Consider the following 12,124-nt stretch of genomic DNA (forward strand, 5'->3'; position numbering starts at 1 on the left):
TTGGCTGCTCGCTGACGCACAGTGAGCGCCATGAAGAGCGAACACGTGAAGAACACCGCGATCAGCACGCTGGTCGGGGCGACGCTGGTGGTCGGGGTGATCACGATCGCGCCCGGGTGGGACGACAAAGGGCCGCGGCCCACGCCGGGCGCGGTCGGGCGGGCGATGTCGGCGGTGGGGACGGGAACACCTGCCAGCCTGCTGGATCTGAGCGCGCTGATCGAGGACCGGGAGCGGTGGGTACGGGCGCATCCGCGGGACGAGGAGTCGTGGGCGGTGCTGGGGTCGGCGTATGTGGAGCGGGGCTCCAGGACGGCGGATCCGGCGTACTACACACAGGCGCAGGACGCGCTGCAGCGCTCGGTGGACGTGCTGCCGGGCGAGAAGGGGAACGTCGACGCGCTGGTGGGGCTCGCGGCGCTGGCAAACGCCCGGCACGACTTCGCCAAGGCGCGCACGCTGGGCGAGAGCGCCGCGAAGCAGAAGCCGAGGCGGTGGGGCACGTATCCGGTGCTGATCGACGCGTACAGCGGGCTCGGCGACTACAAGGCCGTGGGCAAGGCGATGGACAAGCTCGCAAAGCTGCATCAGGGAGGGCAGACGCTCGGCCGGATGGCCGAGGTCTACCGCGAGCGCGGCTGGCGCGAGGACGCGGCGGCGAAGGCGTACGACGCGGTGGGCAGCGCGGAGTCGGACGCGGAGAAGGCGGCCGCGCTGCACCTGCTGGGCGACCTGTCGTGGGAGCGCGGCGAGCCGGAGGAGGCGATCGAGCAGTACGACAGTGCCCTGAAGCTGGCGCCCGACCACCATCCGTCGCTGGCTTCACGAGGGCGTGCGCTGGCGGCACTGGGCCGTACGGATGAGGCTTTCCGCGACTACCAGTCGGCGCTCGACCATGCCCCGCTGCCCGAATACGCCCTGGAGGCTGGCGAGTTGTACCAGTCGCTGGGGCTGGACGGGGATGCGGCGTCCCAGTACGCGAGGCTGCGCAAGTGGGCGGAGCGGGCGGGGATCGACGGGGTGAACGAGGAGCTCGTGCTCGGCCTCTTCGAGGCGGACCACGGCGACGACCTGGATGCGGCGGTCCGGCGGCTGCAGGCCGAGTGGGACCGGGGGCACCGGAGCATGTATGTGGCGGACGCGCTGGGCTGGGCGCTGTTCCGCGCGGGCAACGCGGAGGATGCGCTGCCGCACGCGAAGACGGCGACGGACCAGGGGATGCGGAGCGCGCTCTTCGCGTACCACCGCGGCGAGATCGAACGCGCCCTGGACCTGCCCGGCCCCGCCCGGCGCCACCTCGGCGAGGCGCTGCGGATCAACCCGTACTTCTCGCCTCTGCTGGCCCCGGAGGCGAGGGACGCGCTGGACGAGCTGGGCGAGCCGCCGCCGGGCGGGCCGGAGGACTTGCTGGGCTACGACCCCGAGGAGATGGAGGCGGAGGCGGAGGCGGACTCAGCTTCGCCTTCGCCGTCGCCTTCGGGTTCGGACTCGGGTGCGGCTTCGGCGGACGCGGAGGCTTCGCCGCCGCCGGACAGCAGGCCGTCGGAGGTGGCTTCGGAGAACGAGGAAGCCTCGGAGCCGTCGGACGGGAGGAGTCCGGACGCCGCCCGGGCGACGCAGTCGGCGCCGGAGGAGAACCAGAGCGAGGAGTCGGCAGAGCCTTCGGTGAGCCCGACGCCGTCGCGGGAGAGCGAGTAGGAGGACCCGGCCCCCACCCACGCCGGTCCGTCGGCGGGTTGGGGCCCGCCGCGGACCGCGGTGACCGGTGCCGGGCTTCTGCCCGTCCTTCATCCCATCCGCCGGGCCGCGCCGGTTGGCGCGTGCGGCGGCCGTACGAGCGGGGTGGCGGCGAGCATGGACGCGCCGACAGTGAGGGCCACGCGAGCGCCGCCGCGCCCGCGATCCGGGCGGCGTTGGCCGGGGACAGGTCCGGCGGCCCCACGGGTCAGGATCCGTGGGGCCGCCGGACTCAGGGGCCGGGCGCTACAGGTTTCCGCCCCGGGCTCTACAGGTTTCCGCCCCGGGCGCTACAGCTTTTCGCCCCGGGCGCTACAGCTTTTCGCCCCGCGCGCTACAGGTTTCCGCGCTTCTCCTGCTCGCGCTCGATCGCCTCGAAGAGCGCCTTGAAGTTGCCCTTTCCAAAGCCCATCGAGCCGTGCCGCTCGATCATCTCGAAGAAGACCGTCGGCCGGTCCTGCACCGGCTTGGTGAAGATCTGCAGCAGATAGCCGTCCTCGTCGCGGTCGACCAGGATCTTCAGTTCGCGCAGCGTCTCGACCGGCACCCGCGTCTCGCCCGCCCACTCGCCGAGCGTGTCGTAGTACGAGTCGGGCGTGTCCAGGAACTGAACTCCGGCCGCACGCATGCTCCGTACCGTCGCGACGATGTCGTTCGTGGCGAGCGCGATGTGCTGGACGCCGGCGCCGCCGTAGAACTCCAGGTACTCGTCGATCTGCGACTTCTTCTTCGCGATCGCCGGCTCGTTGATCGGGAACTTCACCTTCAGCGTGCCGTCGGCGACGACCTTCGACATCAGGGCGGAGTACTCGGTGGCGATGTCGTCGCCCACGAACTCCTTCATGTTGGTGAAGCCCATGACCTTGTTGTAGAAGGCCACCCACTCGTTCATCTTGCCGAGTTCGACATTGCCCACGCAGTGGTCGATGGCCTGGAACGTGCGCTTGGCGGGCGGCTCGACGATCGGGGAGGCGGCGGTGAAGCCCGGCAGGTAGGGACCGTCGTAGCCGGAGCGGTCGACCAGCGTGTGCCGGGTCGTGCCGTACGTCGCGATCGCGGCGAGCACCACCGTGCCGTGCTCGTCCTTGATCTCGTACGGCTCGGTGATGCCACGGGCGCCGTGCTCGGTGGCGTAGGCGTACGCGGCCCGGGCGTCCGGCACCTCGATGGCCAGGTCGACGACGCCGTCGCCGTGCTCGGCGACATGCTCGGCGAGGAAGTGGCCCCAGTCGGTGGACTGCTTGACGACGGAAGTGAAGACGAAGCGCGCGGCGCCGTTGGTCAGCACGTAACTCGCGGTCTCGCGGCTGCCGGTCTCCGGTCCGGAGTAGGCGACCAGCTTCATGCCGAAGGCGGTGGAGTAGTAGTGCGCGGCCTGCTTTGCATTGCCGACGGCGAAGACGACCGCGTCCATTCCCTTCACCGGGAAGGGGTCTGCCTTGCGCGCGGTGTTCGGGGTGTGATCGATGGTCTCAGTCATGAGGGCAGACTCCCGCCGATCCACAAGGTGCGCAATAGTTTGTGTTTCGACTGGGCAATTTGTATAGCGGATGAGCGCCATCAGGGTGCTATCTGCGCAGGATGACCATTAGGGAGACGCCATGGCGATCGATCATCTGGACGGCAGGCTCATTGTCCTGCTGGCGCGCGAGCCGCGGATAGGGGTGCTCGACGCGTCCCGCCGCCTCGGTGTGGCCCGCGGCACCGTGCAGGCCCGTCTGGACCGCCTTCAGTCCAATGGCGTCATCCGCGGCTTCGGGCCTGACGTCGATCCGGCGGCGCTCGGCTACCCCGTCACCGCCTTCGCGACCCTGGAGATCAAGCAGGGACAAGGCGCGGACGTACGAGCCCATTTGGACGGCGTCCCCGAGGTGCTGGAGCTGCACACCACCACCGGTCACGGTGACATGCTCTGCCGCCTCGTCGCCCGTTCCAACGCCGATCTCCAGCGTGTGATCGACCGGGTTGTCGGTTTTGATGGCATCGTGCGGGCGTCCACGGCGATCGTCATGGAGAATCCGGTCCCCTTGCGGATCATCCCGCTGGTGGAGCAGGCTGCTGAGGACGAAGAGGTCTGAGGTGACACGGTGAGCTTCTGGGACTATCTCGCGGGCCACCAGCAGCAGCTGCTCACTGACGCCTTCCAGCAGGCCAGCGCCGTCTTCCAGTGCATGGTCATCGCCACCCTGCTGGGCATCGCGATCGCCCTCCTCACCTACCGCAGCGCCTGGGGCGGGAATCTGGCCATCACCACCACGGCCACGTTCCTCACCGTCCCCTCCCTCGCCCTGATCGGTCTGCTGATCCCGCTGGTGGGCCTGGGCGTGCCGCCCACGGTGATCGCCCTGACGCTGTACGGGCTGCTGCCCGTCGTCCGTAACGCCATCGTGGGACTGCGCGGCGTGGACCCCTCCCTGGTGGACGCCGCCAAGGGCATCGGGATGTCCCGTGTCGCCCAGCTGTTCCGGGTGGAACTGCCGCTCGCCTGGCCGCCGATCCTCACCGGCATCCGGGTCGCCACCCAGATGCTGATGGGCATCGCCGCGATTGCCGCGTACGCCTCCGGGCCCGGGCTCGGCAATGAGATCTTCCGCGGCATCGCCTCGCTGGGCAGTGCCAACGCGATCAACCAGGTCCTCGCCGGCACCATCGGCATCGTCATCCTCGCCCTGCTCTTCGACGCCGCGTACGTCCTGCTCGGACGACTGACCATCCCCAGGGGGATCCGTGACTGAGACCGCGACCGGGACGGCTGCCGCTTCCGCCGCCTCCGGCGCCCGCATCCAGCTGGAGAACCTCACCAAGCGCTATCCGGGCAGTCCGAGCCCGGCCGTGGACGACGTCTCGCTGGAGATCAAGCCCGGCGAGACGGTGATCCTCGTGGGTCCGTCCGGCTGCGGGAAGTCGACCACACTAAGGATGATCAACCGGCTGATCGAGCCGACGTCGGGGCGGATCAGGATCGACGAAGAGGACGTGACCGACATCGACCCGGTGGGGCTGCGCCGGAAGATCGGATACGCGATCCAGGCCTCCGGGCTCTTCCCGCACATGACGGTGGCGGAGAACATCGCCCTCGTGCCGAAGATGGTCGGCTGGTCGAAGTCGCGGGTGAAGGACCGGGTCGAGGAGATGCTCGATCTGGTGGGGCTCGACCCGCGGGAGTTCCACGGGCGCTATCCGCGGCAGCTGTCGGGCGGCCAACAGCAGCGGGTGGGCGTCGCGCGGGCGCTGGCGGCGGACCCTCCCGTACTGCTGATGGACGAGCCGTTCGGGGCGGTCGACCCGATCACCCGCGATCATCTGCAGGACGAACTGATCCGGCTCCAGCGCGAGTTGCACAAGACGATCGTCTTCGTCACCCACGACTTCGACGAGGCGATCAAGCTCGGGGACCGGATCGCGGTGCTGCGGGAGCGTTCGCACATCGCCCAGTTCGACACCCCGGAGGCGATCCTCACCAATCCGGCGGACGACTTCGTCTCCGGATTCGTGGGCGCGGGCGCGGCCCTGAAGCGGCTCAACCTCACGCGCGTACGAGATGTCGGGATCGCCGACTTCCCGACGGTGTCCGTGGACGACCCGATCGAATCGATCTTCAACAAGCTGCGCGAGGGCCCGTACAACGAACTGCTGATGCTGGACCGCAGGAACCGCCCGTACAAATGGCTGCGGCGAGGCGATCTGATGCGCGCCAAGGGGTCGCCGGCCCGGGCCGGACAGCTGGTGCACGACACGGTGACCCGGGACGCGACGCTGCACGACGCGCTGGAGGCGGTGCTCATCGACTCCAGCGGGCGGGTCGCGGTGACCGGGCGGCGCGGCGAGTTCATCGGCGTCGTCGACATGGAGACGCTGATGAACTCCGTACAGGAGATGCTGCAGGCGGACCGGCTCGCCGCCATGGAGCACGAGCACGATCTGGAGGAGCTGCGCCACCACCGGACCGAGACGGAGCTGGAGGGCGGTGCGGACGGATGAGCGGGCCCTCTCAGGCCGAGGTGGACCTGCCGGCCCAGGAGGAACGGGAGCCGGCGCCGCCACCACCGCCCCCGCCCCGGATCACCTGGCGCAAGCTGGTGGTGATTCCCGCCGTGCTCGTGGTCCTGCTGCTGGTGACCTTCCTGTGGATCGCGAACACCGACCTCGACGCGATCGCCAAGAACTCTCTGTCGGGCGGCAATGTGCAGCTGCGGCTGTGGCAGAGCATCCAACTCACCGCGATCTCCACCTTCTGGGTGCTGATCATCGCGATCCCGCTGGGCATCGCCCTCACCCGGCGGGGGCTCAGCCGTGCGGCCCCCTTGGTCACCGCGACCGCCAACATCGGTCAGGCGACCCCGGCGATCGGCCTGCTGGCGCTGCTGGTGATCTGGCTGGGCATCGGCCCGTCCACCGCGATCATCGGCATGGTGATCTACGCGGTGCTGCCGGTGCTCGCCAACACGGTGGCCGGCCTGAAGGCGATCGACCCGCAGCTGGTGGAGGCCTCACGCGGGATCGGCATGTCGGCGATGGGCACCCTGACGAAGGTCGAACTGCCGCTCGCCGTACCGCTGATCCTCGCGGGCGTACGGACCGCGCTGGTGCTGAACGTCGGCACGGCGACGCTGGCCACCTTCGGCGGCGGCGGGGGCCTGGGTGACCTGATCACCTCGGGCATCCAGACCCAGCGGATGCCGGTCCTGGTACTCGGCTCGGTGCTGACGGTGGCGCTGGCGCTGCTGGTGGACTGGATGGCCTCGCTGGCGGAGTTGGCGCTGACGCCGCGCGGACTGGAGGCTTGATGCGGTACGTGCGTACGGCGCTGAGCGGCGCGGTCGTCCTCACACTGGCGCTGACGGGCCTGACGGGCCTGACCGGCTGCGGGCTCAAGAGCGGCTCGCCGATGGTGGACGATGTGAAGCCGGGCTCGGTCGGCAGGGGCGAGCCCCTCAAGGGCGCGTCGCTGACGGTCGCTTCGAAGAACTTCAGCGAGAACATCATCCTGGGCCAGATGATCGGCCTCATCTTCAAGGCGGCGGGCGCGGAAGTGCTCGACCGTACGAACCTGCCCGGCTCGATCAGCGCGCGCCAGGCGATCGTCGGCGGCGACGCGGACGCGATGTACGACTACACCGGAACCGCCTGGATCACCTACCTGGGGCACCAGAAGCCGATCGTCGACCCGCAGGCGCAGTGGCAGGCGGTGCACAACGCGGATCTGAAGAACGGCGTGACCTGGCTGCCGCAGTCCACGCTCGACAACACGTACACGCTGGCGATCAGCAAACGGAACAACGCGAAGTACAAGCTCAAGACATTGTCGGACGTTGCGGCGCTGTCGAAGAAGGACCCGTCGGCGGTGACGCTATGCGTGGAGAACGAGTTCGCCTCGCGCGAGGACGGGCTGCCGGGCATGCAGAAGGCGTACGGGATGGAGATCCCGCCCAAAAACATCAAGAAGATGGACGCCGGGATCATCTACACGCAGGTGTCGAAGTCCGACTCGTGCCTGCTGGGCGAGGCGTACACCACGGACGGCCGGATCAATGCGATGGATCTGGACACGATGGCGGACGACAAGCACTTCTTCCCCAACTACAACGCGGCGCCGGAGATCCACAGCGCGACGATCGACAAGTGGCCGGCGATCGCGGGGCTGCTGAACCCGCTGAGCGCGCGGCTGACGACGCGGATCGCGCAGGACCTGAACGCGAAGGTGGACGTGGGAGGGGAGGACCCGCACGAGGTGGCGAAGGACTGGCTGATCGAGCAGGGCTTCATCAAGAAGGGCTAGTTACGGAGGACTTGACGCCAAGAACCTCTTGCAGAAAGAACCTCTTGCGGAGGCTTCTTGGCAACCGGACGCTCGTCGAGCTGGGCCTGCGCCCGGTGCGGCAGCAGCCGCGACCGACCGACCGCGCGCGTGGACCGTGCGCGTCGCATGAGCGCGGCGGGGGGCGGCCTACGGACGGCGGGCCCGGCCGCTGGTACGGACACACCGGCCGGGGACTCGGCCGGCCGGTACGGACACACCCCAGACGCGGACCCGGTCGCCCGGTACGGGCACGACGGCCGCGGGCTTCGTCAGCAGCTCGGGACCTTGCCGCCCTTCTCCAGTGCCCGCAGGGACTCCACCGCGTCCTTCAGGGCCGTGACCGGGATCAGCCGCAGCCCGTCGGGGAGTTCGGCCTGCGCGTCGGAGCACTCGCCCTTGGGCACGAGGAAGACGCGCGCGCCGTCCCGCTTCGCGGCCTGAGTCTTCAGGGCCACCCCGCCCACCGCGCCGACCTTGCCGTCGGGGCTGATCGTTCCCGTACCGGCGATACTGCGGCCTCCGGTGAGATCCCCGCCCGCCCCGTCCCCCGCGAGCTTGTCGACGATGCCGAGCGAGAAGAGCAGCCCGGCGCTGGGCCCGCCGACGTCGGCGAGGCGCAGGGTGACCTTCACCTTCGCCGGGTCCTCGCCGAGGTAGGAGAGCGCGGCGCGAGTGGCGACGTCCTGCGACTTCTGCATGTCCTCGAGGTTGTGCTCGACGACTTCCTCGTCGGACTTTCCGGGCGGATAGACCGCGTCGCGGGGCAGGACCGCGCGGTCGGTCCTGAACCACGCGTCGGCCACCTCCCCAAGGTCGACGTCGGCTGACGGCCCGGTCGCGACGATGGTCGTCATCAGCAGCTCGCCCTTGGTCGTACGGGTGGGCGCGCCGACGATGGTGATGACGGGTGTGCCCCTGACCTCGCCCAGGACGTTCGCGGTCGAGCCGGGCTGCGCCACGGCGTACGGCAGCGGCGCGAGCCCGGCGACGGCGAAGAGCGCGGCGACGGGGAGGGCGCAGAGGGCGATGACGCGGGGGCGCGTGAGACTGGAGAGCACGGTGTCAATCTATCGGGCGGCAATGCCCGCCCCACGGGGCACTGGGCGCCTCACACAGACGCCGGCCCCGCGGGCGCGGGCCCCGAGCAGACACCGCGCGTCGCGGGCACCGCGCATCCGGACGGAGGCCGCGCCCCGAACAGACACCCGTGCCCCCGGGCGTCGCACTTCCCCGACGGACACCGCGCTCCGAACAGGCACCGTGCCCCCGGGCCGCGCACATCCCGGACGGAGGCCGCGCCCCGTTGCCCGGACAGACACGGAACCCGCGGACCCCGCCCATCCCGGACAGACTCCGCGCCCCGCGGACCCCACCTCAGCGCAGCGCGTCCGCCACCTCGCGGGCAGCGTCGACGACCCGTGGCCCCACCCTCTCCGGGACCGAGTCCGCGAGCATCACCACGCCCACGCTCCCCTCTATCCCCGTCACCCCCACCAGCGCCGCGGCGGCGCCGCTCGCGCCCGCCTCGAGTTCGCCGTGGGTGAGTGTGTACCCGGGTTCGTTCGGCCTTCCCTGGCGGGCCGCGAGGATCGCCTTGCCCGCCGCGCCCCGGTCCAGCGGGTGGCGGAAGCCCGCCCGGTACGCGACGTGGTAGTCCGTCCAGGTCGGCTCGACGACCGCGACCGCGAGGGCCTCCGCGCCGTCGACCAGGGTGAGATGGGCCGTAGCCCCTATGTCCTCCGCGAGCGAGCGCAACGCCGGCATCGCGGCCTCCCGCACCAGCGGGTGCACCTGCCGGCCGAGGCGCAGCACGCCAAGGCCCACCCTGGCGCGGCCGCCGAGGTCGCGGCGGACAAGGGCGTGCTGCTCAAGGGTGGCGAGCAGACGGTAGACGACGGTGCGGTTGACGCCGAGTTTGTTGGACAACTCGGTGACGGTCAGCCCGTGGTCAGTGTCGGCGAGCAGTTTGAGGACACGCAGTCCTCGGTCGAGCGTCTGGGAGGTCTCCGCGGTCACGACGCCCTCTCCTTCGGAGTGAGTGACGACGGTCCTCTTGCGGGAGTTTGCGTACACCGGTCCCGTTGGCGACGCACCGAGAGGCCGCCGGCAGGCCATGGCACACCGACTGCGCTCCGCGGCGGCGCTGCCACGGGGCGTTTGTATTGCGGGGACAGTAGCGACCAGGTTCGCTCAGCGGAAGGCCTCGTCCAGAATCCGGGCGCGGCAGGTGCTTAAGTACCGACAGTAACGGGCTTTGTGCGACATAGCGCCCGTAAACCGACCATTCCGGCCGCAATCGCCCGATGGGCATCCATGGAACCGGCCCTCGGTACGAGCGGAGGCCCGGGCGCGCAGTTCGCACCTGGGCCTCCGCTCAAACCCTGTTCAACACCCCACTCAAACCCCGTTCGACACGGCCACAGGTCACCGCATCCGGGTCGCCCACTCCTGCACCTTCTTGATCCGCTCCCGGATCTGCCCGCCCGTCGCCTCCGCGCTCGGCGGCCCGCCGCACACCCGGCGCAGTTCGGTGTGGATGACCCCGTGGGGTTTGCCGCTCTGGTGGACGTACGCCCCGACCATGGCGTTCAACTGCTTGCGCAGTTCGAGCAGTTCCTTGTGGGAGACGACGGGCCGCCGCTCGGCGGGCAGCTCCAGCAGGTCCGCCTCGTCGTCCGGCTTCTTGCGGCTGTGCGCGATCTGCCGTGCCTGCCGCTTCTGCAGGAGCAGTTGCACCTGGTCGGGTTCGAGGAGCCCGGGGATGCCGAGGTAGTCCTGCTCCTCCTCGCTGCCGGGGTGCGCCTGCATGCCGAACTCGGCGCCGTCGTAGAGCACCCGGTCGAAGACCGCGTCGGACTCGAGGGCTTCGAAGGGCAGCGTGTCCTGCTCGCCCGTGTCCTCGTCCTGCTGCTTCTCCGCCTCCGCGAGCTCCTTCTCGGACTCGGCGTACGGATCCTCGTCCCCGTCCTTCTTCGGCTTGTCGAGTACGTGGTCGCGCTCGACCTCCATCTCGCCCGCGAAACCGAGGAGGTTGGGGATGGTGGGGAGGAAGACGGACGCGGTCTCGCCACGGCGCCGGGACCGTACGAAACGGCCCACCGCCTGCGCGAAGAAGAGGGGCGTCGAGATGGTGGTGGCGTACACACCGACGGCGAGGCGCGGGACGTCGACGCCCTCGGACACCATGCGGACCGCGACCATCCAGCGGTCCTCGTTCTCGCTGAACTCCTCGATCCGCTTGGAGGCGGCGGTCTCGTCGGAGAGCACGAGGGTCGCCTTGGTACCGGTGATCTCGCGGATGAGCTTGGCGTACGCACGCGCGGAGTCCTGGTCGGACGCGATGACGAGCCCGCCGGCGTCCGGGATGCCTTTCCTTACCTCGGTCAGCCGCTTGTCGGCGGCGCGCAGCACGTTCGGCATCCAGTCGCCGCGCGGGTCGAGCGCGGTGCGCCAGGCCTGCGAGACGGCGTCCTTGGTCATCGGCTCGCCGAGGCGGGCGGCGATCTCGTCGCCGGCCTTGGTGCGCCAGCGCATGTTGCCGCTGTAGCTGAGGAAGATCACCGGGCGAACGACACCGTCGCCCAGGGCATTTCCGTATCCGTACGTGTAGTCGGCGGCGGACCGGCGGATCCCGTCGTTGCCCTCTTCGTACTGGACGAAGGGGATCGGGTTGGTGTCGGACCGGAAGGGCGTACCGGTGAGCGCGAGGCGGCGGGTCGCCGGGTCGAACGCCTCCAGGCAGGCCTCGCCCCAGGATTTGGAGTCACCGGCGTGGTGGATCTCGTCGAGGATGACGAGGGTCTTGCGCTGCTCGCAGCGGTTGCGGTGCAGCATGGGCCGTACGCCGACGCCCGCGTAGGTGACGGCGACGCCCTGGTACTCCTTGCTCACCGGCCCGGCGCTGTACTCCGGATCAAGTTTGATCCCTACCCGCGCGGCCGCGGCGGCCCACTGCTTCTTGAGGTGCTCGGTGGGCGCGACGACGGTGACCTGCTGAACGACGTGATGGTGTAGCAGCCAGGAGGCGAGGGTGAGCGCGAAGGTGGTCTTTCCCGCGCCGGGGGTGGCGACGGCAAGGAAGTCGCGTGGCTGTTCCTGGAGATACCGCTCCATGGCGCCTTGCTGCCAGGCACGCAGCTTGTTGGCGGTACCCCAGGGGGCGCGCCCGGGGAAGGCGGGTGAGAGGTGGTGGGAGGCGGTAGTAGTCACGGTCTCCGGTTCACGGGTCGGGTACACGTCGGTCGGTACGACAACCGGGCCACCCTACCGGTGGGACTGCCGCCCGCCACGGCAGACGAGGCGAGGCACCGCTGGTTGAGACGGGCCTCACAGGGCGCGGGGCTCGGGAGGGGCGAGTGGGTGAACGGGGGAAGGCCGGGGCGGGGCAGGATCGGGGGCACCGTTGCATGGTTGCCCCGGATGCGTGCGTGCACGCCGCGAAACGGGCGGACGCTGCGCACCGTTGGGAGGCTGAGCGGGACGGGCATATGCCGCAAAGCCGACGCCCCGGCGAAGGCCGGCGACTCGAAGCGGACGGCCGGGGGGGATTACGGGGCATCAGCACCCGCACTCTCCCCCCTCCCTATC

Annotated in this window: 10 protein-coding genes; 6 read left to right on the forward strand and 4 right to left on the reverse strand. The window is 69.9% G+C overall.

Going from position 1 to position 12,124, the window contains the following annotated elements; all coding sequences use genetic code 11:
* The first annotated feature begins 30 nt into the window (after positions 1-30).
* The gene (locus tag J7E87_RS09590) at positions 31-1,698 is read left to right on the forward strand and encodes a lipopolysaccharide assembly protein LapB (RefSeq protein ID WP_215092057.1); all 1,668 of its coding nucleotides are present in this window, start codon (positions 31-33) and stop codon (positions 1,696-1,698) included.
* 373 nt (positions 1,699-2,071) lie between these two features.
* On the opposite strand, the gene hppD is transcribed toward J7E87_RS09590, so the two are convergent.
* Positions 2,072-3,217: a 4-hydroxyphenylpyruvate dioxygenase gene (gene hppD, locus J7E87_RS09595; RefSeq protein ID WP_215092059.1), complete on the reverse strand. Its 1,146-nt coding sequence runs from the start codon at positions 3,215-3,217 to the stop codon at positions 2,072-2,074.
* 121 nt (positions 3,218-3,338) lie between these two features.
* Here hppD and J7E87_RS09600 point away from each other — a divergent pair, with 121 nt between their 5' ends.
* Genes J7E87_RS09600 through J7E87_RS09620 form a run of 5 tightly spaced genes read left to right on the forward strand, consistent with a single transcriptional unit; the run spans position 3,339 to position 7,516 of the window.
* Positions 3,339-3,815 (forward strand): Lrp/AsnC family transcriptional regulator, encoded by a 477-nt coding sequence (locus J7E87_RS09600; protein ID WP_215092061.1) that lies wholly within the window; start codon positions 3,339-3,341, stop codon positions 3,813-3,815.
* A gap of 9 nt (positions 3,816-3,824) precedes the next feature.
* On the forward strand, positions 3,825-4,472 hold the full coding sequence (locus J7E87_RS09605; protein ID WP_215092063.1) for an ABC transporter permease: 648 nt from the start codon (positions 3,825-3,827) through the stop codon (positions 4,470-4,472).
* Positions 4,465-5,718 carry a betaine/proline/choline family ABC transporter ATP-binding protein gene (locus J7E87_RS09610; protein WP_215092065.1) on the forward strand — a complete coding sequence of 418 codons (1,254 nt, stop codon included), beginning with the start codon at positions 4,465-4,467 and terminating at the stop codon, positions 5,716-5,718. The genes J7E87_RS09605 and J7E87_RS09610 overlap by 8 nt, the downstream gene beginning before the upstream one ends.
* Positions 5,715-6,524 (forward strand): ABC transporter permease, encoded by an 810-nt coding sequence (locus J7E87_RS09615; RefSeq protein WP_215092067.1) that lies wholly within the window; start codon positions 5,715-5,717, stop codon positions 6,522-6,524. Before J7E87_RS09610 ends, J7E87_RS09615 begins: the two co-directional genes overlap by 4 nt.
* Positions 6,524-7,516: a glycine betaine ABC transporter substrate-binding protein gene (locus tag J7E87_RS09620; protein ID WP_215092069.1), complete on the forward strand. Its 993-nt coding sequence runs from the start codon at positions 6,524-6,526 to the stop codon at positions 7,514-7,516. The genes J7E87_RS09615 and J7E87_RS09620 overlap by 1 nt, the downstream gene beginning before the upstream one ends.
* A 290-nt stretch (positions 7,517-7,806) precedes the next feature.
* Here the strand turns inward: J7E87_RS09620 and J7E87_RS09625 are convergent, their stop codons facing one another.
* The 3 genes from J7E87_RS09625 to J7E87_RS09635 form a co-directional block, all read right to left on the reverse strand.
* Positions 7,807-8,595: a S16 family serine protease gene (locus J7E87_RS09625; RefSeq protein ID WP_215092071.1), complete on the reverse strand. Its 789-nt coding sequence runs from the start codon at positions 8,593-8,595 to the stop codon at positions 7,807-7,809.
* A 316-nt stretch (positions 8,596-8,911) separates the two neighbouring features.
* Entirely contained in the window at positions 8,912-9,553 is a 642-nt protein-coding gene (locus J7E87_RS09630; RefSeq protein WP_215092073.1) for an IclR family transcriptional regulator, read from the reverse strand.
* 408 nt (positions 9,554-9,961) lie between these two features.
* The gene (locus J7E87_RS09635) at positions 9,962-11,746 is read right to left on the reverse strand and encodes a DEAD/DEAH box helicase (RefSeq protein WP_215092075.1); all 1,785 of its coding nucleotides are present in this window, start codon (positions 11,744-11,746) and stop codon (positions 9,962-9,964) included.
* Positions 11,747-12,124: the final 378 nt, after the last annotated feature.

This window comes from Streptomyces sp. ISL-1 (assembly GCF_018614585.1).
Lineage (GTDB): Bacteria > Actinomycetota > Actinomycetes > Streptomycetales > Streptomycetaceae > Streptomyces > Streptomyces maoxianensis.